Annotated in this window: 20 protein-coding genes; 10 read left to right on the top strand and 10 right to left on the bottom strand. The window is 70.1% G+C overall.

Translation table 11 applies throughout. From position 1 onward, the window contains the following. Positions 1–97: 97 nt before the first annotated feature. The 4 genes from AC1DMQ_RS02850 to AC1DMQ_RS02835 all read right to left on the bottom strand — a co-directional run bounded on the left by AC1DMQ_RS02850 (position 98) and on the right by AC1DMQ_RS02835 (position 5,477). Positions 98–841, bottom strand: a complete 744-nt coding sequence (locus tag AC1DMQ_RS02850; RefSeq protein WP_477032040.1) for an ABC transporter ATP-binding protein — start codon at positions 839–841, stop codon at positions 98–100. Further along, entirely contained in the window at positions 838–1,818 is a 981-nt protein-coding gene (locus AC1DMQ_RS02845) for an ABC transporter substrate-binding protein (RefSeq protein ID WP_477032039.1), read from the bottom strand. Before AC1DMQ_RS02845 ends, AC1DMQ_RS02850 begins: the two co-directional genes overlap by 4 nt. Positions 1,819–2,042: 224 nt before the next feature. Then, a complete protein-coding gene (locus tag AC1DMQ_RS02840) occupies positions 2,043–4,106 on the bottom strand; it encodes an MASE1 domain-containing protein (RefSeq protein WP_477032038.1) in 2,064 nt (687 codons plus the stop codon). Between the two features lie 99 nt (positions 4,107–4,205). Further along, positions 4,206–5,477 (bottom strand): cation:proton antiporter, encoded by a 1,272-nt coding sequence (locus AC1DMQ_RS02835; RefSeq protein ID WP_477032037.1) that lies wholly within the window; start codon positions 5,475–5,477, stop codon positions 4,206–4,208. 118 nt (positions 5,478–5,595) lie between these two features. On the opposite strand from AC1DMQ_RS02835, the gene AC1DMQ_RS02830 reads away from it, so the two are divergent. Next, positions 5,596–6,081: a low affinity iron permease family protein gene (locus tag AC1DMQ_RS02830; RefSeq protein WP_477032036.1), complete on the top strand. Its 486-nt coding sequence runs from the start codon at positions 5,596–5,598 to the stop codon at positions 6,079–6,081. Positions 6,082–6,135: 54 nt separating this feature from the next. Here the strand turns inward: AC1DMQ_RS02830 and AC1DMQ_RS02825 are convergent, their stop codons facing one another. Continuing rightward, entirely contained in the window at positions 6,136–6,447 is a 312-nt protein-coding gene (locus AC1DMQ_RS02825; RefSeq protein ID WP_477032035.1) for a polyhydroxyalkanoic acid system family protein, read from the bottom strand. Positions 6,448–6,573: 126 nt separating this feature from the next. Between AC1DMQ_RS02825 and didA the strand changes: the two genes are divergently transcribed. Both didA and dgcA read left to right on the top strand, forming a co-directional pair. Next, the gene (gene didA / locus AC1DMQ_RS02820) at positions 6,574–6,783 is read left to right on the top strand and encodes a DNA damage-induced SOS-independent cell division inhibitor A (RefSeq protein ID WP_477032034.1); all 210 of its coding nucleotides are present in this window, start codon (positions 6,574–6,576) and stop codon (positions 6,781–6,783) included. A 90-nt stretch (positions 6,784–6,873) separates the two neighbouring features. After that, positions 6,874–7,887, top strand: a complete 1,014-nt coding sequence (dgcA, locus tag AC1DMQ_RS02815; RefSeq protein ID WP_477032033.1) for an N-acetyl-D-Glu racemase DgcA — start codon at positions 6,874–6,876, stop codon at positions 7,885–7,887. Here dgcA and AC1DMQ_RS02810 read toward each other — a convergent pair. Beyond that, complete coding sequence (locus AC1DMQ_RS02810) at positions 7,884–8,828, bottom strand: winged helix-turn-helix transcriptional regulator (RefSeq protein WP_477032032.1); 945 nt, start codon at positions 8,826–8,828, stop codon at positions 7,884–7,886. The two genes, dgcA and AC1DMQ_RS02810, sit on opposite strands and share 4 nt — an antisense overlap. 133 nt (positions 8,829–8,961) lie before the next feature. Here AC1DMQ_RS02810 and AC1DMQ_RS02805 point away from each other — a divergent pair, with 133 nt between their 5' ends. From AC1DMQ_RS02805 to AC1DMQ_RS02790, 4 genes are all read left to right on the top strand, one after another. Then, entirely contained in the window at positions 8,962–10,182 is a 1,221-nt protein-coding gene (locus tag AC1DMQ_RS02805) for an acetyl-CoA acetyltransferase (RefSeq protein ID WP_477032031.1), read from the top strand. Between the two features lie 26 nt (positions 10,183–10,208). Continuing rightward, positions 10,209–10,994, top strand: a complete 786-nt coding sequence (locus AC1DMQ_RS02800; protein ID WP_477032266.1) for a DUF1295 domain-containing protein — start codon at positions 10,209–10,211, stop codon at positions 10,992–10,994. 63 nt (positions 10,995–11,057) lie between these two features. Next, positions 11,058–11,966, top strand: a complete 909-nt coding sequence (locus AC1DMQ_RS02795) for a hypothetical protein (protein WP_477032030.1) — start codon at positions 11,058–11,060, stop codon at positions 11,964–11,966. Positions 11,967–11,982: 16 nt separating this feature from the next. Next, on the top strand, positions 11,983–12,480 hold the full coding sequence (locus AC1DMQ_RS02790; protein WP_477032029.1) for a hypothetical protein: 498 nt from the start codon (positions 11,983–11,985) through the stop codon (positions 12,478–12,480). Here the strand turns inward: AC1DMQ_RS02790 and AC1DMQ_RS02785 are convergent. Further along, positions 12,477–13,931, bottom strand: coding sequence for a carotenoid oxygenase family protein (locus tag AC1DMQ_RS02785; protein ID WP_477032028.1), 1,455 nt, complete (start codon positions 13,929–13,931; stop codon positions 12,477–12,479). The genes AC1DMQ_RS02790 and AC1DMQ_RS02785 overlap by 4 nt on opposite strands. A 166-nt stretch (positions 13,932–14,097) precedes the next feature. Here AC1DMQ_RS02785 and AC1DMQ_RS02780 point away from each other — a divergent pair, with 166 nt between their 5' ends. Then, positions 14,098–16,110 (top strand): TonB-dependent receptor, encoded by a 2,013-nt coding sequence (locus tag AC1DMQ_RS02780; protein WP_477032027.1) that lies wholly within the window; start codon positions 14,098–14,100, stop codon positions 16,108–16,110. A 189-nt stretch (positions 16,111–16,299) separates the two neighbouring features. On the opposite strand, the gene AC1DMQ_RS02775 is transcribed toward AC1DMQ_RS02780, so the two are convergent. After that, positions 16,300–17,397: a L,D-transpeptidase family protein gene (locus tag AC1DMQ_RS02775; protein ID WP_477032026.1), complete on the bottom strand. Its 1,098-nt coding sequence runs from the start codon at positions 17,395–17,397 to the stop codon at positions 16,300–16,302. A 92-nt stretch (positions 17,398–17,489) separates the two neighbouring features. Between AC1DMQ_RS02775 and AC1DMQ_RS02770 the strand changes: the two genes are divergently transcribed. Continuing rightward, a complete protein-coding gene (locus AC1DMQ_RS02770) occupies positions 17,490–18,599 on the top strand; it encodes a D-alanyl-D-alanine carboxypeptidase family protein (RefSeq protein ID WP_477032025.1) in 1,110 nt (369 codons plus the stop codon). A 55-nt stretch (positions 18,600–18,654) separates the two neighbouring features. Next, complete coding sequence (locus AC1DMQ_RS02765; RefSeq protein ID WP_477032024.1) at positions 18,655–19,326, top strand: arylesterase; 672 nt, start codon at positions 18,655–18,657, stop codon at positions 19,324–19,326. Here AC1DMQ_RS02765 and AC1DMQ_RS02760 read toward each other — a convergent pair. Both AC1DMQ_RS02760 and AC1DMQ_RS02755 read right to left on the bottom strand, forming a co-directional pair. Beyond that, the gene (locus AC1DMQ_RS02760) at positions 19,319–20,428 is read right to left on the bottom strand and encodes a YeiH family protein (RefSeq protein ID WP_477032023.1); all 1,110 of its coding nucleotides are present in this window, start codon (positions 20,426–20,428) and stop codon (positions 19,319–19,321) included. The two genes, AC1DMQ_RS02765 and AC1DMQ_RS02760, sit on opposite strands and share 8 nt — an antisense overlap. Positions 20,429–20,564: 136 nt before the next feature. Further along, entirely contained in the window at positions 20,565–23,696 is a 3,132-nt protein-coding gene (locus tag AC1DMQ_RS02755; RefSeq protein WP_477032022.1) for an efflux RND transporter permease subunit, read from the bottom strand. Positions 23,697–23,701: the final 5 nt, after the last annotated feature.

Raw genomic sequence — 23,701 nt, 5'->3', positions numbered from 1 at the left:
GATCGGTGGGGGGAACCTGCCGAGGTGGGATCACTCCCCCCTCCGGCCCATTCGGGCCGCCTCCCCCACAGGGGGAGGGACTGTTGGAGCGAAGCGCTCATGCTGCTGCTCCAACCCCCGTCGCCAGCAGCCGCGACACCGCCTCGGCCGTCTCGCGGAACGCCGCCGTGGTGCGGAAGCCCGGCGGGCGGACCACGGGTCCCTCGACCGGCGCCTCGCCGGCGATCCGGCCGGGGCCGGCGCTCATCACGACGACGCGCCCCGCCATGTAGACGGCCTCCTCGACATTGTGGGTGACGAAGACCACGGCCGGCGCCAACTGGGCCGCCAGGGCCAGGACGTCGTCGGCCAGGGCGCGTCGGGTGATCTCGTCCAGGGCCGCGAACGGCTCGTCCAGCAGCAGCAGGCGCGGGCGGGTGACCAGGGCGCGGGCCAGGGCGGCGCGCATCGCCATGCCGCCCGACAGCTGGGCGGGGCGGGCGTTCTCGGCGCCCGTCAGACCGACCTTGGCCAGGGCCTGGACAGCCTGCTCGCGGGCCTGGGCCTTTGGCGTGCCGGCCAGTTCCAGCGGCAGGGCCACATTGGCCGCCGCGCTCATCCACGGGGCCAGGGTCGGGGCCTGAAAGACCACCGAGGTCTCGCCCCGGCCGGCGGCCCGGGTCACGGTCCCACGCGTCGGCGGCTCCAGCCCGGCCAGCAGCCGCAGGGCCGTGGACTTGCCGCAGCCCGACGGTCCGACCAGGGCGACGATCTCGCCGGGGCTCAGCGCCAGGTCGACCGGCCCGAGGGCTCGGCCGCGACCGGGATAGTCGACCTCGACCTGATGGAGGGCTGCGATCACTTCGGCAGGAAGTCCAGCGTGTAGGCCGACTTGTAGTCCATGTCCTTGGGGTACACGCCCTGCTCGGAGGCGACCCTGAAAAACTCGGCCCAGCGCGCGTCGTCCATCTTGCCCACGCCCTGACGGGGCACGATGCCGTAGGACCGCATCTTCTCGCGGGCCTGGTCCAGGACGTCCTGGGTCATTTCCGGATTGTCCTTGAGGATCAGGGCGTCGCCCGGCTTGGCGTCGCCGTAGAGGTAGCTGGTCCAGCCCGCCGCCGTGGCCTCGACGAAGGCCTTCACGGCCGCCGGGTTCTTCTCGATCAGAGCGGTCGGGACCAGGGCGAACGAGGCGTAGGCGGGATAGCCGTCGTCGGCCAGCAGGAAGACCTTCGGCGTGATCTTGCCCTCCTTCTGGATCAGGTAGGGCTCGGACGTTGCGTAGCCCTGCTGGACCACGGACTTGTCGGCCAGGAACGGGGCGGACGAATAGTTGTACTTGCGCACCTGGTCGTCGGTGAAGCCGTGCTTGGCCTTCAGCCACACCCAGAAGGCGGTGATCGAGGCGTCCGACAACAGGATCGGATGACCCTTCATGTCGGCGATGGAATTGATGCCCTGGCCGTCGTGGGCGATCAGGACCTGGGGGTCCTTGTCCATGAAGGCGGCGACGGCTTTGACCGGGACCTTCTCCTTGGCCAGGTTCAGCACGATGAAGCTGTTGGAGCCGACGCCGACGTCGACCGCGCCGGTGGCCAGGAGCTGGGGCACGTTAACGCCTGGACCGCCCTGGATCAGGGTCACGTCCAGGCCGCGCTTCTTGTATTCGCCGGTCGCCAGCGCCTGGTAGTAGCCGCCCAGCTCGGCCTCGCCCTTCCAGTCGGTGGCCAGCTTCAGCGCGGTGCGGCCGGGGACCTCGGACGGCTGTTGCTTGGCCGGCGAGCAGGCCGCCAGAGCAGCGCAGAAGGCGAGGGCGGCCAGGCGCAGGATCTTCATCGTCGTCTCCCCGAAGTGCGAAGCGAAGGTAGTGGGGGAGGCGGGGCGAGGGAAGCCCGGTGTGGGGTCAGCGGCTCACCCACTTGCCCCCACCTGACGGCTTCGCCGTCTGTCCGCCCCCATAGGGGGCGGAGGACGAGAACGCGGCGCGCCTCTTCCCCCTGTGGGGGAAGACGACCGCGAAGCGGTCCGTAGGGGGCAAGTGTTCGCCGTTAGGACGGCGGCTATTTTCTAGCCAGCCACCGGCTGATCTTGGCGTACAGCACCTCGCGCTGCACGGGCTTGGCGACGTGGTCGACCATGCCGGCGGCGTAGCAGCGCTCGACCTGCTGGGGCAAGGCGTCGGCGCTCATGGCGATGATCGGCACGTCGCCGGCCCCGCCGTCCAGCGCCTTGATGGCCCGGGTGGCGGCCAGGCCGTCCATCTCGGGCATGTGGATGTCCATCAGGATGATGTCGAAGCCGCCGCGCGCCGCCTTGGCCACCGCCTGCTGGCCGTTGTCGGCGGTCTCGACCTGGCAGCCGACCAGGGTCAGCAGGGCCGCGCCGATCTCGCGGTTCATCGGGTGGTCGTCGACCAGCAGGATGCGCGCCGCGCCGGGCGCCGCCATCGGCCGGGGCTCGCCGGCGTCATAGGCCTCGACCTGGGGCGCCTGCAGTTCCAGCCAGAAGGCCGAGCCGTGCCCCAGCGCGCTGTCGACCTCGATCTTGCCGCCCATCAGCTCGACCAGCGCCTTGCTGATCGCCAGTCCCAGGCCCGCGCCGCCATAGGGCCGGCTGGCCGAGCTGTCGATCTGGCTGAAGCGCTGGAACAGCCGGCCCTGCTGCTCGATGGCGATGCCGACGCCGGTGTCGATGATCTCGAACCTGAGCCGGTCCTCCAGCTCGCCGGGCTCGATGGTCAGGCAGGCGCGGATCCGTCCGACCTCGGTGAACTTCACCGCGTTGTTGAGCAGGTTCAGCAGCACCTGGCGCAGGCGCAGGCCGTCCAGGTCGTGCAGGCCGCCAACGGGATCGACGACCTCGACCTCCAGCGTCAGCCCCTTGTTCTCGGCCTCGGGCCGGATGATGCCGACCGCGTCGTGCAGCACCGCCGCGGCCGAGGTCGGCTGGAACAGCAGCTCCACCTGGCCCGCCTCGACGCGCGAGAAGTCGAGGATGTCGTTGACGACGGTCAGCAGGGCCGTGCCGGCGCTGTCGATCAGGGTCAACTGGCGGCGGACGTCGGGCGGCAGGTCCTGGCGCTCGACCAGCAGCTGCGAGAAGCCCAGCATGCTGTTCAGCGGCGTGCGGATCTCGTGGCTCATGGTGGCCAGGAACTCGGTCTTGGCCTCGTTGGCGGCCAGGGCGCGGGCCCGGGCGGCGCGGGTCAGCTGTTCGCGGCGCACCAGCAGGCGGCGCAGGCGCTCCTGCTGGGCCAGGGCCAGGCCCGTGGCCAGGCTGGTGACGAACAGCACGCCGACGAACACCTGGACCAGCCGGTTCTGGTGGGCCTGGGACCAGTCGGTGGAGATCTGCGGGGTCCACAGCCCGTGGACGGTCAGCGGGATGGCCACGCAGGCGACGATCAACGAGGTCTGGGCCGCTCCGCGCGGGCCCAGGCGGAAGGCGGCCAGCAGGGCGACGGGGAACAGCAGGAACGGCGCGGGCAGACCCTTGGCGTGGAACACCAGCGCCGACAGGCCGGCCACCAGCAGGCCCAGGCCCAGCTGTTCCAGCACCGGGCGCTGGAAGGCCCGGCGGTGCTCGCTGTCCAGCAGCACCAGCACGGCGGGCAGGACGATCGCCATGCCCAGCACGCCGCACAGGAACCAGTCGGTCAGCACCGTCACGAAGGGCAGGCCGTAGCCCAGGGTCAGCACCGCCGCGGCGATCGCGGCCATGGCCAGGGTGACCGGCGCGGTCAGGGTGGTCAGCAGGGCCAGCTGCCGCATGGTCCGCACGCGCGGCGGTCCGCCGAAGAAGCGCCGGGTCACCCACCAGACCAGCAGGGCCTCGCCGATGTCGACCACGGTGTACAGCGCCGCGCGGCCCGGGCCGTCGCCGACCAGCAGGTCGATGGCCACGTGGCCGATCACGGCGATGATCGTCAGGATCAGGCGACGGCGCGGGTTCAGCACCAGCAGGCCGCCGGCCAACAGGGCGTTGGAAGGCCACAGGGTCGGGACGCCGAGCGCGTTGCGGGTCAGGAAATCACTGAACGCCTGGCTGGCCACCAACGCCACGGCCAGGACGAACAGGATCCTGTCCTGCCGCCGCTGTTCCTGATGGGCGACGTTAGCCTGCATTGTTTTCCCGTTCCCCGGACGGGAGAAATACGCGAACAGGGCCTTTACGTTTCGTCGATACGCGAAGCTGTGACGCTTTGCCGCATCCTAAGGTGAAGTTCAATCACGTCCTGGTTGTGGGTCGTCCTGGTGCAAGACTTCGCGCCGTCGCCAGGCGTCGATCCGGGTCATCAGCGGGGTGGCGGTGACACCGTGGATCAGGATCGAGCACAGCACGACGAAGCCGGCGATCGCCCATAGCCGGTCCCAGCCGTGGAAGTCGCCGTGGTTCAGGCCATAGGCCAGGTAGTAGAACGACCCGATCCCGCGAATGCCGAAGAAGGCCACGACCGCGCGCTCGCGCATCGAGTGCGGCGCGCCGATCAGGCCAATCCAGCCGGCCAGCGGGCGGACGATGAACACCAGCGCCAGGCCGAACGCCGCCTCCTTCCAGGTCAGGGAGCCCAGCAGGCCGCCCGCCACCGCGCCGCCCAGCAGCACCAGGACCAGCATCATCAGCAGGCGCTCCACCTGTTCGGCGAAGTCGTGCATGGCCTCGTGGAATTCGTGGTCGCGCTCGGTCGCCCGCAGGGCCAGGGCGGCGACGAACACCGCCAGGAAGCCGTAGCCGTGGGCGGCCTCGGCGACGCCGTAGGCCACCAGGGTCGCGCCCAGGGCCACCAGGCCGTCGCCGGTGCCCGAGATCCTGGCGTGCGGGGCCTTGAACGTGGCCCAGCCCAGCACCTTGCCGACCGCCCAGCCGACCCCGGCCCCGGCGACCACGCGCCACAGCACGTCGACCGCCAGCCAGTGCGTGACCAGGCCTTGGCCGACCGCGCCGCCGGCGAGAGCAATGGCCACGGCCAGGTGCACGAAGGGGAAGGCGAAGCCGTCGTTGAGGCCGGCCTCCGAGGTCAGGGCGAAGCGGGCCTCGCCGTCCTCGCCCGACCGCGGCGGCCCCACTTGGACGTCCGAGGCCAGCACCGGATCGGTGGGCGCCAGCGCGCCGCCCAGCAGCAGGGCCGAGGCCAGGCCCAGGCCCAGGCCGTGGACGCCCATCAGCGTCACCGCGACGATGCTCAACGGCATGGTGATGGCGATCAGCCGCCAGGACGAACCCCAGCGTCGCCAGCCGATCCGCCGGTCGATCTTCAGCCCCGCGCCCATCAGCGAGACGATCACCACGATCTCGGTCATCCGTTCGGTCAGGGTCGAGAACCTCACCGGATCGGAATGGAAGGGCAGGAGGCCGCCCTGGAACACCACCACGCCGATCAGCACGCAGAGGATGGCAAGGGAGAGCGGCAGGCGGCTGAGCGCCATCGGCAGCCACGCGACCAGCAGCACGACGACGCCGAGGCCGAGCAGGAACAGCAGATACGGATCGAACATCCGTCCCTAACGCGTGGGCGGGGTAAGCGGAGGCGCCTGGGATCCGAACCGCCCCGAACCCGGCGACCTCGTCGGGCGTTATGACCCCGGATCTTCAGGTCCGAGAGCTGGGAGCGTCATGGACAAGCTGTTCGCCAAATTCGCCAACGCCACGGCGCGGGTCACCGGCAGTCCGCCGGCCTTCATCCTCTGCGTGCTGCTGGTCGTCGTCTGGGCCGCCAGCGGGCCGATCTTCAAGTTCTCGGAAACCTGGCAACTGGTGATCAACACCGGAACCACGATCATCACCTTCCTGATGGTGTTCCTGATCCAGAACACCCAGAACCGCGACGGCGCGGCGGTTCAGACCAAGCTAGACGAGCTGATCCTGACCTCCGAGGCCGAGAACGACTTCATCGGCATCGAGAAGCTGACCGAGAAGGAGCTGGCGGCCATGCACGCCCGCTGCACCGAGCACGCCCAGATCGCCCAGGACCGGTTGGAGAAGGTCGCGGCCGAGCGCGAGTCCCGCAAGGGCGCCAAGGCCTCGCCGAAGGCAAAGCGTCCACCGGCCAAGCGCCCGGCCGCCAAGAACGCGCCGGCGCGGCGGGTTAAGACGTCGTAGTCCCCAATCCCGCTCATCCCGGCATTCGTCGGGATGAGCGGATGTTTTTGAGCGCTACTTCTTCTCCAGCAGCAACGTACCCTGCTTCTTGACCTGGCCGGTGATCTTGCCGGCGATCACGCCCAGCAGGCCGGGCAGGACGATGTCCATCCGCACGGAGTCCTCGAACACCGTCAGCACGCCCGAGATCGGCTGGCCCATGGCCTGGGCCGAGAAGGTCAGGGCGTCGCCGGCCCACGACTTCTGGACGTCCTTGACCATGCCGCCGGTCTGGCTGAGCAGTTGGCCGAACCCTTCCTCGATGCGGCGGTGCGCCTCGGCGGCGCCCAGTGCGTGGGGAATGGTGATGGTGACCGGCTTGCTCATGCCCGTGGCGCTCCTGCTCTGCGGGTCTAAACGCCCGTCGGCGAGATATGGGGGCGAAGCGGCCATATCATACGTCCGAAACTGACGCATCGGTCGACGAAGGTGTGGACATCCACGGAGGACGCCATGACCGATATCGCCATGCCCAGCCTGTTCCAGCCCCAGTCCCGCTCGGTCCGTTTCACGCGCCCCGGCCGTCCCGGCGGGGTGATCGGCGCGCTGAACTACGCCGGCGTGCTGCTGGTGTGGGGCGCGCTGTTCGTGTGGGATCCCCGGCTGGCCATGCAGGTGCTCCGCGAACGCCGCGCCGACTCGCCGATCCGCCGTCGCGACTAGATATTTTGAGCATGGCGGGCGCCGAAACCGGCATCCACTTTCGGCTGCCATGCTCTAGCCAAATCCGCCAGACGGTGGGATGGCAGGGACATGCAGCGCACCGTCTCGATCGCCCATGTCAGCCACCGCCTGAAGGCCCCGTTCCGCATCTCGCGCGGGGTCAAGACCGCCGCCGAGGTGGTGGTGGTCGAGGTCGTCGAGGACGAACTGATCGGGCGGGGCGAGAGCGTGCCCTACGCCCGCTACGACGAGACGGTCGAGAGCGTGGTCGCCCAGCTCCAGCCCGCCGCCCAGGCCCTGCGCGACGGCGCGCGGCCGCACGACGCCCTGGCGCTGCTGACGGCCGGCGCGGCCCGCAACGCCCTGGACTGCGCCCTGTGGGACCTGCGGGCCAAGCGCGAGGGGCTCAGCGTCGAGGCCCTGACCGCCCTGCGCGTGCCCGACAGCCTGGTCACCGCCGTCACCGTCAGCCTGGACGGCGTCGAGGCCATGGGCGCGGCGGCCCGGGCCGTGGCCTCCGCGCCGCTGATCAAGGTCAAGCTGTCGGCCGAGGATCCCGCCGCCCGCCTGTTGGCCGTGGCCAAGGCCGCCCCGGACGCCCGGCTGATCGTCGACCCCAACGAGGGCTGGGACTTCGCCATCCTCGACGGCCTCAAGCCGGTGCTGTCGGACCTCAACATCGCCCTGGTCGAGCAGCCCTTGCCGGCCGGCCAGGACCAGGCGCTGGAGGGCTACGACCCGCCTTATCCGATCTGCGCCGACGAGTCGGTGCACACCGCCGAGGACCTGGCCGCCCTGCGCGGCCGCTATCGCGCCGTGAACCTCAAACTCGACAAGTCGGGCGGCCTGACCGAGGCCCTGCTGATGCTGGAGGAGGCCCGCAACCACGGCTTCACGCTGATGGTCGGCTGCATGGTCGCCTCGTCCCTGGCCATCGCGCCCGCCCTGCACCTGGCGGGTTCGTGCGCCTTCGCCGACCTGGACGGGCCCTGGTGGCTGGCCGAGGACCACCCCGGCGGCTGCCGGGTGGCGGACGGGCGGATGACGAGGCCGGCCGAAGGGTTCTGGGGGGATGGCGTTACGGCGACGGGGCTGTGGCTCTAGCGCGGCGTTTCAGGTAGCCGCGTCGACCTTACGTCCACCGCCCCGTGGCATTCGCCGCACCGCACCTTGGTCTCCAGCGGATGTCCGCACGGCTTGTGGATCAACACCTCCGGCGGCCCGGCCTCGCCCGCCAGCCAGCGGTCGCCCCAGGCCATCAGGGCCGCGATCAGCGGGAAGAGGTCGCGAGCCTCGTCGGTCAGCCGGTACTCCCAGCGCTCGGGCCGGGCCTGGTAGAGCCGCCGCTCCAGCATGCCCAGGGCCGTCAGCCGCGCCAGCCGGTCGGCCAGAATGTTGGTCGCCGCGCCCAGCTCGGCCTGCAGGTCGTTGAACCGCCGCCGGCCGTAGAAGGCCGCGGCCAGCAGGTGGGCGGTCCAGCGGTCGCCCAGCACGGCGATCGAGCGTTCCAGCATCGGGGTCAGCGGCTGGGCGGTCTCGACGGTCGAGCGACGTTGCAGGCGGGCGCGGGGCGCCGGCTCCAGCCCGGCGCCCGGACCGGGGATCAGCTCGACGTCGCGCGCCTCGACCGGCCGGTCGCAGGCCTTGCAGACCAGCTCGGCGACCAGCGGCTTGCCGCAGGCGGCGTGTTCGATGCGATGCGAGGGGCTGGTCTCGTCATAGTGCCAGCGGGTCTCCCAGCGCAGGATCATCAGGGCCGCGTCGTAGAGGTCCTTGCCCATGACCGTCAGGTGATAGCCGTGGCGGACGGGGCGGTTCTGGTAGGGCCGCTTTTCCAGCACGCCGGCCGTTTCCAGCCGCGCCAGCCGATCGACCAGCAGCGAGCGGGCCATGCCGGTCAGGCGCACCAGGCCGTCGAACCGGGTCTCGCCCATGAAGGCGGCGTAGAGGGTCAGCAGGGTCCAGCGGTCGCCGATCAGGTTCAGGGCCCGCGCGGCCGAGCTGGCGCGGACCATTGAAGCAGGGGGGGCGACGACCTGGGTCATGATGCTTGGTTCGGGTGTTTCGCGTCGGTGTGTCAACGCGGAGCATTGTCTCGCGAGGGGTCGCTTGTATAGTCGGACTCACTAAGCCGAGGTCACATCGGCGAGTTGGGGTTGCGAGCGGGAGGCGACGGCCATGGTCTATATCCTGGGCGGCTGGCAGAGCGATTTTTCGGTCAATTGGGCGCGGCAAGGCCTGAGCCTGACCGACGCCTTCGCCCAGGCGGTGGGCGAAGGGCTGGCCGCCGTCGACCTGGACCCCGGGGACCTGGAGACCGGCCATGTCGGCAATTTCGCCGGCGAGCTGTTCGCGGGGCAGGGGCTGCTGGGCGGCTTCTTCGGCCAGGTGCATCCGGCCCTGGACGGCCTGCCGACCGCGCGCCACGAGGCGGCCTGCGCCTCGGGCAGCGTGGCGATCCTGGCGGCGACCGCCGAGATCGAGGCCGGCCGCTACGACCTGGCCTGCGTGGTCGGGATCGAGCAGATGCGCAACGTCCCCGGCCAGACCGCCGCCGAGCACCTGGGCTCTGCCGCCTGGGTGGGCGAGGAGTTCCAGGACGCCCGCTTCCTGTGGCCGCGCGCCTTCTCCGACCTGGCCGACGAATACGACCGCCGCCACGGCCTGAAGTACGAACACCTGATGGCGATCGCGGAGAACAACTTCGCCAACGGCCGCCGCAACCCCAACGCCCAGACCCGCGACTGGCGGTTCGGCCCCGAGGCCTTCTCGGCCGACGACGTCGCCAATCCGGTGGTCGAGGGTCGCACGCGCAAGCAGGACTGCGGCCAGGTGACGGACGGCACGGCGGTGGTGTTCCTGGCGTCGGAGCGCCGGGCCCGGGCCTACGCCTTCCTGCGCGGCGTGCCGCTGGATAGCCTGCCGCGCATCAAGGGCTGGGGCCATCGCTCGGCCCCGATCAGCTACGCCCGCAAGGTCGAGGCCAGCCGCGACCAGCCCTATGTCTTCCCGCAGGTGCGCCGCGCCATCGAGGAGGCCCGGGCCAGGGCCAGGATCACCGACTTGTCGCAGGTCCACGCCGTCGAGGTCCACGACTGCTTCACAGCCACCGAATACATGGCCATCGACCATCTGGGCCTGACCGCGCCGGGCGAGAGCTGGAAGGCGGTCGAGGATGGCTCCATCGCGATCGGCGGCCGCCTGCCGGTCAACCCCTCCGGCGGCCTGATCGGCGCGGGGCACCCGGTGGGCGCGACCGGCGTGCGCATGGCGCTGGACGCCTTCAAGCAGGTGACCGGCGCGGCCGGCGACTGCCAGGTGGAGGGGGCGAAGACGGTGCAGACGCTGAACATCGGCGGCTCGACGACCACGACGGTGAGTCTGGTGGTGGGGCTGTGAGCCAGATCCTCCAAGGGTTCACCGACATGCCCCTGCTGACCCTCCTCCTGATCAACGCCGCCGTCTCCGCCGTCGCCTTCGTGGCCCTCTGGCTGGTCGGCCTCCGCCTGAAGGACGTCAGCTTCGTCGACGCCTGGTGGAGCGTGGGCATGGCGATGATCGCCTGGACCACGCTGATCCAGGTCGGCGCCACGCCGCACGGCGTGCTGCTGACCGGGCTCTGCACGGCCTGGGCCATCCGCTTGGGCGGCTACCTGCTGTGGCGCTGGCGCAAGCAGGGGCCCGACCGCCGCTACGTGACCATGATGGCCCACGCCGAGACGACGCGCGGCTGGAGCTTCGCCAAGGCCTCGGGGCTGATCGTCTTCCTGCTGCAATACCTGCTGCAGTTCGTCGTGGCCCTGCCGGTGCAGCTGGGTCAGGTGATCTCGGCGCCGCTGGGCTGGCTGGCGGTCGCCGGAACGGTCCTGACCCTGATCGGCCTCTGCTTCGAGAGCGTGGGCGACTGGCAGCTGGTGCGCTTCAAGGCCGATCCCGCCAACGCCGGCAAGGTGCTGGACACGGGCCTTTGGCGCTACACCCGCCATCCGAACTATTTCGGCGACTCCTGCGTGTGGTGGGGCCTGTATCTGATCGCCGCCGAGACGGGCCTGGGCGCCTGGGCCCTGCCGGGACCGATCCTGATCACCTTCCTGCTGACCCGCTGGAGCGGCGTGCCGACCGTCGAGGGACGGATGCGCCGAAAACGCCCGGACTACGAGGCCTATGTCGCCCGCACCTCGGGCTTCGTGCCGTGGTTTCCCAAAGGCTGAGCCGCACTGTACTTTCAGGCGAACGCATGTAACCCTTGATTGAATAATCAGGGAGGTATCGTCATGCGTAAGCGTTCGATGGCTTTGGCGGTCGCGGCCGCCTCGATCCTGCTCGCGCCCCAGGCGCTCACCCCGCAGGCCCAGGCCTTCGGCACCATCCGCAGCCTGGGCCAGAACGCCGAGCACGAGCGCATCACCCGCTCGGGCCTGGCTACGTTCGGGTTCGGCGCGGACTCCATGAGCGAGATCGCCGGCAAGAACGGCACCTGGGGCGCGGTCGGCGCGCCCGACAACCCGACGCGGGGCCTGATGAGCAGCAAGGCGGCCCATTGCGACGGCGGCGACTTCTTCGCCCCCGGCGCCTATCCGCAGAGCGCGGCCACCGCCCAGAGCATCCTGACCTCGTGCCGCACCTACATCCTCAACAACATCAACGCCGCGGTGACCGACGCCGCCGGCCTGGTGAAGCCGAACCTGCAGCTGGACAGCACCAGCATCTGGGGCGGCTGCACCTTCAACGGCGCCAAGGGCCGGGCCAAGTGCAACGTGTTCGAGGACATGGGCATGGCCTTCCACGCCGCCCAGGACTTCTACTCGCACAGCAATTGGATCGACGCGCCCCGCGCCACGCCGTCGATCGCCAATCCGCAAGGGCTGAACAACACCGGCCCCGCGCCCTGGCTTGGCCCCACGCCGGTGACGTTCCCGACCGGCCTGATCAGCGGCTGCTACGACGGCTTTCCGGAGTCGCTGTATTGCGGCGGGCGGATCAAGCACGCGACGCTGAACAAGGACACCGCCGGCGCCGCACGCGGCGCGGGCGGGGCCTACACCCGCGCCATGAACGTCGCCGCCCTGGACACGCGCAACAAGTGGGCCTTCTTCGAGACCCGGCTGGTCGCGGTCTACGGTCCGGCGCGGGCCGCCAAGATGATCTGCGTGCTGAAGCGGGATAATCCGGGCAGCTGCTAATGGCGCCTCGGGAGGCTTGGCGTTTCTGGACAACGGTCGGAGAGTTGCTATCCGTGCGGCCATGAGCGCGCCGCACGACCTGCTTCCCGACCTGAAAGACTGGAACGATGGCGGTGGGATCTCGCCGTTGGACTGGGTCTTCTGCACCAAGGTCTCTTCGGAACTCGTGACCGGCATGACGGCGCTGTTCTGGCCGACCTTCGTGATGTTCGAAGGCTATGTCCTGCGTGAAGACTTCTCGGAGTCGCACGTCCGGAACTGGGAAGGCGCGGCGGGTTCGAGCCGGGAGATGGTCGAGGCCACGGTGAATACGCTGTACATGGAGGATCTCTTCGATCGCCAGGAAGCCTGGACGCCGCTGGTCAAGGCCAGGGCCGTGCATCTGATCGGCGTGCTGGCCGGCATCCACCGTTTGAAGCTGGCGAACGATTTTCCCGATCGGCGCTTCGAGGTCGAGGCCTTCGACGGCTCCCAGCCCGGCGGCGAGATTTCGCTGTCGTTCTGGCAGGTTTAGCCGGTCTTCAGCATCTTCCGTCCCGCCCACACCGCATGCGTCCCGCTGCTGATCTTGTGCGGCAGGGCGATCCGGCAGGTCGGGGTCATGGTCGCGGCGTCGACCACCAGGCACTCCGACGTCCCCCGGTTCTCGTCGATGATGAAGCTGACCAGATAGCCGTCGTCCTCGCTGGTCGCGCCGACGCGCGGCGCGAACGGGGCCTCGCTGGCGTAGCGGCCGGGCTCGAGCGGCAGGGACCAGCTCACGCCCGTCTCCAGGTCGTGCTTGACGAAGCCGTTGAACAGGAACCAGCCCGGCTTGGCGGTGGTCGAATAGGCGTAGCGGTAGGGCCGCCCGGCATAGGCCTGGTTGAACATCCCGAACTCCAGGATCCGCTCGTCCAGGTGACGTTCGGTCGTCTCGCCGGTCGCCAAGTTGAACCGCCAGCGATGCAGCCTGGGCCGGAAGCTGTGCTCGTCCAGATAGGCCATCAGGTGGCCGTGGCCCTCGGGCGCGTCCTCCAGCGGGCGCGGCGTGGGGTTCTCCTGGAAATAGCCGTCCAGCACGATCTCGTCGCCGTCCTCATAGGCGTTCAGCCAGTGCAGCACATAGGTCGGGGCGGCCTCGAACCAGCGGACCTCGCCGCCATGGCGCGGCACGATGCCGAACCGCGAGGGCACGCCCTTGTGCAGGCGCACGGCGTGGATGTCGCGCTCCAGCAGGCCGGCGTCCCAGAACACCGGCAGGTCGTTGAGGATCGACCAGTTGGCGGTGAACGCCATGTCGTGCGGCAGGCGCGGGCCGGGCAGGTCGATCGGCTGGTAGACCGTGCGTTTGCCCGAAGCGTCGACCACGCCGTAGTGCATGTAGGGCGCGTGCTTGGAGTAGTTGAAGAACAGCAGCTCGCCGGTGGCCTCGTCGACCTTGGCGTGGGCCGAGACGCCGTCCAGCGGGGCCCAGGCCGCGACGCCCAGGTTCTCCAGGGTCAGGGGATCCAGGCGATAGGCCTCGCCGCACTGGTAGAAGGTGGCGATCGCCTCGCCGCGATGGACGACGATGTCGGTGCTGGCGGTGTCCTTCAGGCTTCCATGGGCGCCGAAGCCCGGCCGCTTGGACGTGTCCGGACCGTCGGCCAGCCCGCCCCACAGGCTTTCGCCCGCCTCCTGCTCGGCCTCGAAGCCGCGGGTGCGGATGAAGCGGTTGCGGTAGCTGGCCGCGCCGTCCTTGAATTCGATCTGATGCACCATGCCGTCGCCGTCGAACGGGTGATAGCGGCCCAGCGGCTGGTGCACGGGGTTCTCGGTGTTGCGCAGATAGACGCCGTCCAGGTCGGTTGGGATCGCGCCTTCCAGCACCTCCAGGTCGACCGCGTCGACCTCCTCGTGCAGCGGCGTCCAGGCCCCGGTCATGTAGGGATGGTTGGTCGGCTGGAGCGAGGTGCGGACCGGCGGCAGGCGATCAATCTTCATGGCGTGCTCCAGCGTCCCGGCGTCGTTCCGCGCCTTGGTTCGAGCTTAGGAAGGTCAGTCTTACTGTGCAAGCGACAGAAAGAAGTTGCGCCGTCGCGCGCCGCCATTCTTTCGTCGCGCCAACGGTTCAGCTGGTGCCCAGCGTTCGCCCGAGTGAGAGTCTCGCATGCCCTTCGACAGCCCGCCTCCCGCCGAAGCGTCCTATGTGGAGCAGGTGTTCGTCACCGCGGCCCGCTTGCCGCCGGCCGCGTCCGAGGCGGCGTTCTCGGCGGTGCATCTGAGCGAGCGCGACCTGGCCAAATCCCAGCGGGTCGACGAGGCGGTCGGCCAGACGCCGGGCGTCTCGCTGTTTCGCCGCACCTCCAGCCTGTCGGCCAATCCCACCACGCAAGGGATCAGCCTGCGGGCCATCGCCCCGTCGGGCGCGGGGCGGACCCTGGTCACCCTGGACGGCGTGCCGCTGAACGATCCGTTCGGCGGCTGGGTGATCTGGTCGCAGCTAGCGCCGGAGTCGCTGAGCGGCGTCGACATCGTGCGCGGAGCGGGGGCGGGGCCCTACGGGGCCGGCGCCCTGACCGGCGTCATCGGCCTGAAGGAGCGCGACGCGGGCATCGCCGGCGACGTCTCGGTCGGCGAGCTGGGCTCGCAACGCGCCTCGGCGGCGGCGGTCTCGACCCTGGGCCGGTTCGAATTCTTCGGCGCGGCCTCGTACGACAAGTCCGACGGCTACGTGCCGGTGCGCGGCGACGCCCGGGGCGCGGCCGACACCCGGACCGACCTCGAGGCCAAGAGCATCTCCGGCCGCGTCGACATGGCCACGGGCCTGGGCCTGCTGTCGCTGCGCGGCGGGTTCTTCGAGGAGGATCGCAGGGCGGGCCTGGCCGGCGCGCGCGCCAACGCCTCGGGCAACGTGTTCAGCGCCACCCTGGTGCGCAGCCCGCGCGGCGATGCCCTGGGCTGGCGGCTGCAGGCCTGGCGGCGGACCAGCGACCTGTTCAATAGCTCGGTGTCCGTGGCCGCCGACCGCTCGGCGACGACGCCGGCCAACAGCCAGGACAAGACGCCGGCCACCGGCTGGGGCCTGAACGGCGCCCTGCGCCAGAAGATCGGCGGCGTGGAGTGGGAGCTGGGCGCCGACGCCCGCCTCAACGACGGCGAGGAGCGCGAGCGCTACAGCTATTCGGGCGGGACCTACACCCGCAACCGGGTAGCGGGCGGCAAGACCTCGGTGGTCGGCGCCTATGCCGACGGTTCGTGGACGCAGGGCCCGTGGCTGGTGGCCGGCGGTCTGCGGCTGGACCACTGGGAAAACACCGACGGCTTCCGCGTCGAGCGCAACGCCCTGACCGGGGCGGTGCTGCTGGACCAGCGCCCGGCCGACCGCGACGGCGAGGTGGTCAGCGGCCGCCTGGGCGTCACCCGCGAGATCGGCGACGGGACCACGGCGCGAGTGGCCGGCTACACCGGCTTCCGGCCCGCCAGCCTCAACGAGCTCTACCGCCCGTTCCGGGTGGGCAACGACGTCACCGAGGCCAATGCGGGGCTGAAGCCCGAGCGGCTGCAGGGACTGGAGGCGGGCGTCTCGCACAAGGGCGCCAAGGGGCTGATCGAGGCCACGGCGTTCTGGAACCGGATCGACGATCCGATCGTCAACGTCACCCTGGGCGCCGGTCCCGGGACCTTCCCGATCGGCGGCTTCATCCCGGCCGGCGGCGTGCTGCGCCAACGCCAGAACGCCGGGACGATCGACGCCTTCGGGCTGGAAGGGCGCGCCGAGCGCAAGGTCGGGGTCGTGACCCTCAGCTCGGCCTTGTCGGTCACCGACGCGCGGCTGGACGGCGGTTCGACCGCCCCGCAGCTGACCGGCAAGCGCCCGGCCCAGGCGCCGATCTGGAGCGCCACGGCGGGGCTGTCGGCCGAGCTGACCGAGACGCTGACCCTGGCCACCGACCTGACCTGGGAAGGCAAGCGGTTCGAGGACGATCTCAACAGCCGCGTGCTCGACCCGGCCTATCGGCTGGACGCCCGGCTGGACTGGCGCGTGCGGCCGCTGGTGACGATGTACGTCGCGGGCGACAACCTGCTGGATGCCAATATCCAGACGTCACGGACGGCGGACGGGGTGGCGGGGTATGCCGCGCCGCGTGTGGTGCGGGTGGGGTTGAGAGTGGCGATCTAAGGAGAACCTTCTCCCATAGGGAGAAGGAGGGGCCCGCGCCGATAGGCGTGGGAGGATGAGGGGTTACACCCTCAACCGGCGTGCCGGCACGCCGTCGACCGTCCCTAACCCCTCACCCTCCCATCGCTTCGCGACGGGCCCCTCCCTCTCCCTATGGGAGAGGGTTTAGGAGAGGCGAGAGGGCTTAAATCACCGCACCGGCTTGCCGTGGAACACCACCTTCGCCCCCTTCTGCACGGCCTTGCCCAGCTCCGCCGCGTCCCAGTTGGTCAGCCGCACGCAGCCATGCGAGGCCCGCTTGTTGACCAGCCGGGGATCGGGGGTGCCGTGGATGCCGAACGTGTCCTTGGTCAGGTCGATCCAGGTCGAGCCCACCGGATTGTTCGGCCCGGCCTTGATGGTCAGCTTGCCGGTCGGCTTGCCGAAGGTCAGGCGCGTGGGGTCGTAGGTGTAGGTCGGGTTCGGGGCCAGGGTGTTGACCGCCCACTCGCCGACCGGGGCCGGGCGTTCGGTGCTGCCCACCGTGGCCGGATAGACCGCCAGCAGCTTGTCGCCGTCGGCATAGGCTTTCAGCGTCCCCTTGGCGTTGTCGATCTCGATGCGGGTGACCTTGCCGTCCAGCCCGTCGGGGCCGAGCGCGGCGACGATGATCGTGGTCCCGGCCTTGGCGAAGTCGACGCCGGGATTGAGGGCCTGCAGCAGCGGCTCGTCCATGTGGAACTTCTCGGCCAGCAGCTCCAGCGGCGTGCCGTAGTTCATGGCCGGCAGCTTGGCCATCGCCTCGTAGTCGTCCTTGGGGATGTCCGGGGTGAACGGGCCGGCGACGTCCTGCTCGGTGATCACGTAGTCGGTCAGGGCCGGAGCGGCGTCGGCGGCCAGGGCGTCCCAGGTCGCGGGGCTCAGCTTGCCGTCGACGGTCAGGCGGTGGGCCTCCTGGAAGGCGCTGAGCGCCAGCGTCAGATTGTTGCCCTCCTGCCCGTCGATGACGCCGGGCGAGAAGTGGGCGCGGTCCAGCAGCACCTGGGCGCGGGTCAGATAGGCCTTCTTGGCCTCGGGCGTCGTGGCGGCGGGATCGAAGGCGGCGGTGTTCACGGCCTGGGCCATCGGCGACGGCGCGGCTGGAGCCGGGGCGGGCGGGGCGGCGACCAGGGGCGGCGGGGTCTGGGCCGGCGGAGCGGCGGGCTTGGCGGCGGCCGGCTTTTCCTGCTGAGGCGCGGGGTCCGAACAGGCCGTGGTGGCCATCATGCAGCCGAGCAACAGGACGACGGGACGCAGGGTCGAGGGCATGTAACAACTCCGAGGCGGGAACGCCTTGCCCCTCTCAAGCCTTCAGCCATGGCGAAGTTCCACTGCGGTCCCGGAAGGGGCGAGGAGCCCTATTGAAGATCCTGCGTCGGTTGATCTGGGTTGTGGGAGTGCTCGCCGTGCTCGTCGCGGCGTTCTTGGCCTGGGTGCTGTGGCCCAGCCGTCCCCCGCCCGCCATGCCGCCGCCGTCGGTCTCCGCGCCGCGCGAGCCCCTGGCTTATGAGCCGCCGACCTATCTGCCGTCGAACGACCCGCCGGCCAACCCGACCTTCGGGGCGGCGCCGACCGGTTCGCCCGAGGACTGCAACGCCGGCGGGGCCTCGGCCAGCGCCGCCCCGGTCAACGCCGCCTCGCTGACCACGATGGTCTGGACGCCGTTCGGGCGCACCGAGACCGGCTGGGAGATCTACGCCCCCCGCGTCGCCTACGAGATCCAGACCGCCTGCGCCCCGGGCACGCCGCGCTTCGCCGCCGCCCTGGCGCGCTGGCAGGGCGGGCATGGGCTGAAGTCGACCGGGACCTTCGATCCGGAGACCTTCAAGGTCATGCTGGTGCGCTGGCACCGGGCGCGGCCGTTCGTGAAGGTCAACGGCGAAGGCATCTGCCCCGGCGCGCCTTCGGTCGCCCTGCTGTCCACCGCCAAGCCCGAGGAGAGCTACGGCGGCAAGACCATTCAACTGCGCCCCGGCGCGATGGACGCCTATCGCCGGATGCTCGCCGAGGCCAAGGCGGCGGGAGTGGTGCGCGATCCGCGCGTGCTGACCCTGTTCTCCGGCTTCCGCGACCCGGCCGCCGACGCCGCCCGCTGCGCCCGCGACAACAACTGTCAAGGCGTGTCGCGCACCATCTGCTCGGCCCACCGCACCGGCTTGGCCATGGACCTGTTCATCGCCGCCGCGCCGGGCTTCGGGCCGGACTCCAGCGCCGACCCCAACCGGCTGGTGATGAGCCGCTCGGACGTCTATCGCTGGATGGTCGCCAACGCCGGGCGGTTCGGCTTCGTCAACTACGTGTTCGAGCCCTGGCACTGGGAGTGGACGGGCGAGCCGATGCTGCCCGGCGTGCCGATCAACAGCCTGCCCCAGGCCGGTTCCGGCCGACCCGGCGACCCGCTGCTCGCGCCGCCGCCCGCGCCGGTCGCCGCGCCGGCGCCAAAAGCTCGCCCGCCGCAGAAGCGGTCATGAAACTTCCTGATTTCGTGGACATTGTCTGCACGACAGACACGCCACATAGGAAGCCATGAGCTTCGCCGTATCGCGCCTTCTCGACCGTCGCCGGATGCTCGCCGGCCTTCTGCTCGCCACCCAGGTCGCGGCCGGACCGCGCCCGGTCGCCAGGCCGCCGGTGATCACCGTGCTGGGCGATTCCATCACCTCGGGTCTCGGCCTTCCGGCGCGAGCCGCCATGCCCGCCCAGTTGCAGGCGGCCTTGACCCGGATGGGCGTCGCCGCCACGGTGCGGGCGGCTGGAGTGCCTGGCGAAACCAGCGGCGGCGGCCTGGCGCGGGTCAATTACAGCGTCGCGCGCGACACCGCCCTGTGCGTTGTCGCCCTGGGCGGCAACGACCTGCTGCAGGGGATCGAGCCCCGGGTGACCAAGGCCAATCTGCGCGCCATCCTGCAGAGCCTGCGCGATCGGCGGATCAGCGTGGTGCTGGTCGGGATCGGCGCGCCGACGTTGTTCGGCCAGGCCTACGCGCGGGAGTTCAACGCCGTCTATCCGGCCCTGGCCCGCGAGTTCTCGGTGCCGCTCTATCCCAATATCCTGGCCGGGGTCGGCGGCTCGCGACAGCTGATGCAGGGCGACGGCATCCACCCCAACGCGGCGGGGGCGCGGGTGATCGGCGACCGCCTGGCGCCGTTGGTGGCCCAGGCACTGCGGACGATCCCGGCCCAGACGGCGGCTAGGTGAAGAACTCCACGGCGACCAGCACCACGCCGGCGATCCAGATCGTCTCGAAGACCATCAGCGCCACGGGCCGCCAGCCGGCGGTCATCAGGTCCTTGAAGGAGGTCTTCATGCCGAGGCCGGCGATGGCCGTGACCAGGCACCAGCGCGACACCTCGTTGGCCGCGTCGGTGACCGGCTTGGCCAGCCAGCCCAGGCTGTTGACGATCACCAGCACCGCGAAGCCGATCAGGAACAGCGGTACGGTGGGCTTGGCGCCGCCGGTCGCGCCGGGACCCATGCGGGCCACGACGAAGGCGATGCCGAACACCACCGGCAGCAGCATGGTCACCCGCAGCAGCTTCACATAGGTCGCCACGTCGCCGGTGTGGGGCGAGATCATGTAGCCGGCGCCGACCACCTGGGCGACGTCGTGGATCGTGCCGCCCAGGAAGATCCCCGCCCGGGTGTGGTCCAGGTGCAGGGCCGCAGTCAGCAGCGGATAGGTGATCATGGCGATGGTCGACAGGGCCGTGACCGTGACGACCGCCAGGATGGTGTCGCGCTCGGCGTCCTTGCCGCGCGGCAGGACCGAGGCGATGGCCAGGGCCGCCGAGGCCCCGCAGATGCCGACCGCGCCGCCCGACAGCACGCCGAAGCTGGAGCGCAGGCCCATCCGCTTGGCCAGGAAGGCGCCCAGGGCGATGGTCGAGCCGATGCCGACGATCACCGTGATGATCGGCGTCAGGCCCAGGCCCAGGATCTGGCTGGCGGTGATCCGCGCGCCCAGCAGGGCGACGCCGAACCGCAGGATGGCCTTGGACGAGAACTCGATGCCCGGGATGCAGCGGCCTTCCTGGTGCAGGAAGTGGAAGGTCATGCCGAACAGCAGGGCGAACAGCATGACCGGCGCGCCGTAGTGCTGGGCCAGCCATTGGGAGGCCAGGGCGATGGTCACCGCCACCAGCACGCCGGGATAGAGCTTGATCAGGGCGGCCTGGCCGGGGAAGCGAGCCCGGGCCTTCGTCGCGACGGCGGGCTCGGGGCGCGACAGCCCTTCCATGCCTTCCAGCGACTGGAAGAGGGCCCGCGCGGCGGCGGTGTCGGTGTCGAGATCGGAGTTCATCGTAGGGCCCTGGGCCGGCGAGTCGCGCCGACTGCTCCGATCGAGACCCGATGCCGGGGGCGGGGACAAGCCAAAAATAAACCCCTCGCCGCTGGGGCGAGGGGTTTGACTTGGCGTCCGACGCTAGGCGGCGGGGTTAAAGCTCCCGGCCGCCGCCGCTGATGATCGGCTCGGGCTGGTGTCCTTGCGTGTGGCTGGGCGCGGCGTGCTGGTGCTTGAACATGTTGTCGACGATCTTGCCGGACCAGTTCTTCAGCATGTCCATGAACACGAACACCACCGGGATGTAGAGCAGCGACAGGAAGGTCGAGGTGATCAGGCCGCCGATGACCGCGATGGCCATCGGGGCGCGGAACTCGACGTCGGCGCCGAAGCCCAGGGCCACCGGCATCATGCCCGCGGCCATGGCGACCGTGGTCATGATGATCGGCCGGGCCCGCTTGTGGGCGGCGTCGAGCAGGGCTTCGCGGCGGGTCATGCCGCCCTTCATGGCCATGATCGCGTACTCGACCAGCAGGATCGAGTTCTTGGCCGCGATGCCCAGCAGCATCAGGATGCCGATCAGGGTCGCCATCGAGAAGCTGCTCTTGACCAGGACCAGCAGCCCGAAGGCGCCGCCGATCGCCAGGGGCAGGGCGGCCATGATGGTCACCGGGTGGGCGAAGCTGCGGAACAGCAGCACCAGCACGACGTACATCAGCAGGATGCCGGTGATCAGGGCGGCGGCGAAGCCGCTGACCATCTCCTGGATGAACTCGGCGTCGCCGGCCGCCACTTCCTTGACGCCGGCCGGCAGGGTCTTGACCGACGACAGGTCGTGGACCCGCTTGCTGGCCTCGCCGACCACGATGCCGTCGAGTTCGGCGGTGATCTCGGCCACCCGGGCCCGGTCCTGACGCGAGATCTGCGACGGGCCGGCGCCGTAGCGCACGTCGGCCACCGCGTTCAGCGGCACCGAACCGCCGTGGCTGGACGGGACCTTGAGGGTCTCCAGCACCGACATGTTCTCGCGCGCGTCGTCGGTCAGGCGCAGACGGATCGGCACCTGGCGGTCGCCCAGATTGTACTTGGGCAGGGACTGGTCGATGTCGCCGATCGTGGCGACCCGCACGGCCTGCGAGATCGCGCCGGCCGAGACGCCGGCCCGCGCGGCCTGGTCGGGCTTGGGCGAGACGATGATCTCCGGACGGGCGATGGCCGCGGTGTTGACCACGTTGGCTAGGCCCGGGACGGTGCGCATCTGGGCCTCGACCGAGCGGGCGGCGGCTTCCAGTTGCTGGCCGTTGTCGCCGACCAGACGCAGGGTGTAGCTGGACCCGTCGCTGGGACCGCCGCCGTTGTTGCTGCCGGCCCCGATCCGCGCGCCGGGGATCGCCTTGAACTGGTCGACCATCAGGCGGCTGAAGTCGCGCTGGCTCATCCGTTCGCCCTTGGGCGTCAGGTCTGCGGTCAGCGAGGCCTTGTTGACGCCGTCGCTGCCGACCGCGGCGTAGACCCCGGTCACTTCGGGACGGGCCAGCAGGTCGCGGGTCATGCGCTGGGCGACGGCGTCGGTCTCGTTGAGCGTCGCCCCGGGAGGAAGTTCGACACTGAAAGGCGCGCGGCCGCGGTCGGCCGCCGGCTGGAACTCGAACGGCAGGCGCGTGGCCAGGAAGCCGGTGCCGATCAGCATCGGAATGGCCAGCAGGGCCACGATGATCTTGTGCGACAGCGACCAGTTCAGGCTCTTCAGATAGGGGCCCATCCACGCCGGATCCTTGTCCGGCTTGTGGTGGGCCTTGAGCATGTAGGCGCCCATCAGCGGCGTCAGCATGCGGGCGACCACCAGCGAGAACAGCACCGAGACGCAGGCCGCCAGGGCGAAGGCCTTGAAGAACTGGCCGATGATCCCCGGCATGAAGCCGACCGGCGCGAACACCGCCACGATAGTGAAGGTGGTGGCCACGACGGCCAGGCCGATCTCGTCGGCGGCCTCCATGGCCGCGTGGTAGGGCGATTTGCCCCCCCGCATGTGGCGGACGATGTTCTCGATCTCGACGATGGCGTCGTCGACCAGGATCCCGACGGTCAAGGACAGGGCCAGCAGGGTGACGCCGTTCAGCGACTGGCCCAGCGGCGCCATGACCGCGAAGGTCGGGAACAGCGACAGCGGGATGGCCACGGCCGCCAGGAAGGTGGCGCGCCAGTCGCGCAGGAACAGCAGCACCACCAGCACCGCCAGCAGGGCGCCCAGGCCCAGCGCCTCGAGCGAAGCGTAGTAGCTGTCCTCGATGTATTTCACATTCGAGGTCAGTTCGACGATCTGCAGCTCGGGGTGCGCCTTGTCGAGCTTCTCGACCTCCTCGCGGACCTTCTCGGCGACCTTGACCTCGGAAGCGCCGCGCGAGCGGACCATGTTGAAGGTCACGACTTCCTGGTTGTTGAAGCGCGCCTGATCGCGCGGCTCGGCCCAGTGGTCGGTGACCTCGCCCAGGTCGCCCAGGCGCACGGTCTCGCCGTTGTTCAGCTGGACGCGGGTCTCGCGCAGCTGGTCGACGGTGTTGGCCGCGCCCAGGGTGCGGATGGCGCGCTCGGAGCCTGAGACGGTCACCCGGCCGCCCGGCAGGTCGGCGTTGGCCGATTGCAGGGCCTGGCTGACCTCGGCCGCCGTGACCCCGCGCGCCGCCAGGCGATCGGGATCGAGCGCCACCTGGATCTCGCGGCTGACGCCGCCCTGGCGGTTGACTTCGCCGATGCCCTTGATGGCCAGCAGGGCGCGGCTGACGTCGTGGTCGACGAACCAGCTGCGTTGTTCGGGCGTCAGCGTCGGGGCCTGGACCACGTAGGTGATCAGCGGATTGCCCGAGATGTCGATGCGCGTGACGTTGGGGATCTGCATGTCCTGCGGCAGCGAGCTCTGCAGGTTGGACATGGCGTTGCGGACGTCGTTGGTGACCCGCTCGTGGTCGACGCCCAGCTCGAACTCGATGAAGGTCGAGGAATAGCCGTCGCCGACCGTCGAGCTGATGTGGCGAACCTGGCCCAGGCCGGCGATCGAGTCCTCGATCAGCCGGGTGACCTGGGTCTCCAGCTCGGTCGGGGCCGCGCCGGGGCGGGAGGCGTTGACGATCACCAGCGGCAGGTMGACGTCCGGGTTGTCGTTGATGCGCATGCTGGTGAAGCCGGAGATCCCGGCCAGGGTGAGCAGCACGAACAGCAGGATGACGGGGATCGGGTTCTTGATCGCCCAGCGCGAGATGTTGTTGTGGTTCGGGCTCGGATTTTCCATCGCGA

It is taken from the genome of Caulobacter sp. 05L422 (assembly GCF_056397765.1).
The sequence above is the reverse complement of the archived record's forward strand: the minus strand, read 5'-3'. Positions and strand labels throughout refer to the sequence as shown.

Excerpts from the sequence above, each read along its gene's own strand:
- AC1DMQ_RS02845 (WP_477032039.1), bottom strand. The coding sequence starts at position 1,818 with ATGAAGATCCTGCGCCTGGCCGCCCTCGCCTTCTGCGCTGCTCTGGCG.
- AC1DMQ_RS02840 (WP_477032038.1), bottom strand. The coding sequence starts at position 4,106 with ATGCAGGCTAACGTCGCCCATCAGGAACAGCGGCGGCAGGACAGGATC.
- AC1DMQ_RS02835 (WP_477032037.1), bottom strand. The coding sequence starts at position 5,477 with ATGTTCGATCCGTATCTGCTGTTCCTGCTCGGCCTCGGCGTCGTCGTG.
- AC1DMQ_RS02830 (WP_477032036.1), top strand. The coding sequence starts at position 5,596 with ATGGACAAGCTGTTCGCCAAATTCGCCAACGCCACGGCGCGGGTCACC.
- AC1DMQ_RS02825 (WP_477032035.1), bottom strand. The coding sequence starts at position 6,447 with ATGAGCAAGCCGGTCACCATCACCATTCCCCACGCACTGGGCGCCGCC.
- didA (WP_477032034.1), top strand. The coding sequence starts at position 6,574 with ATGACCGATATCGCCATGCCCAGCCTGTTCCAGCCCCAGTCCCGCTCG.
- dgcA (WP_477032033.1), top strand. The coding sequence starts at position 6,874 with ATGCAGCGCACCGTCTCGATCGCCCATGTCAGCCACCGCCTGAAGGCC.
- AC1DMQ_RS02810 (WP_477032032.1), bottom strand. The coding sequence starts at position 8,828 with ATGACCCAGGTCGTCGCCCCCCCTGCTTCAATGGTCCGCGCCAGCTCG.
- AC1DMQ_RS02805 (WP_477032031.1), top strand. The coding sequence starts at position 8,962 with ATGGTCTATATCCTGGGCGGCTGGCAGAGCGATTTTTCGGTCAATTGG.
- AC1DMQ_RS02800 (WP_477032266.1), top strand. The coding sequence starts at position 10,209 with ATGCCCCTGCTGACCCTCCTCCTGATCAACGCCGCCGTCTCCGCCGTC.
- AC1DMQ_RS02795 (WP_477032030.1), top strand. The coding sequence starts at position 11,058 with ATGCGTAAGCGTTCGATGGCTTTGGCGGTCGCGGCCGCCTCGATCCTG.
- AC1DMQ_RS02785 (WP_477032028.1), bottom strand. The coding sequence starts at position 13,931 with ATGAAGATTGATCGCCTGCCGCCGGTCCGCACCTCGCTCCAGCCGACC.
- AC1DMQ_RS02780 (WP_477032027.1), top strand. The coding sequence starts at position 14,098 with ATGCCCTTCGACAGCCCGCCTCCCGCCGAAGCGTCCTATGTGGAGCAG.
- AC1DMQ_RS02775 (WP_477032026.1), bottom strand. The coding sequence starts at position 17,397 with ATGCCCTCGACCCTGCGTCCCGTCGTCCTGTTGCTCGGCTGCATGATG.
- AC1DMQ_RS02765 (WP_477032024.1), top strand. The coding sequence starts at position 18,655 with ATGAGCTTCGCCGTATCGCGCCTTCTCGACCGTCGCCGGATGCTCGCC.
- AC1DMQ_RS02760 (WP_477032023.1), bottom strand. The coding sequence starts at position 20,428 with ATGAACTCCGATCTCGACACCGACACCGCCGCCGCGCGGGCCCTCTTC.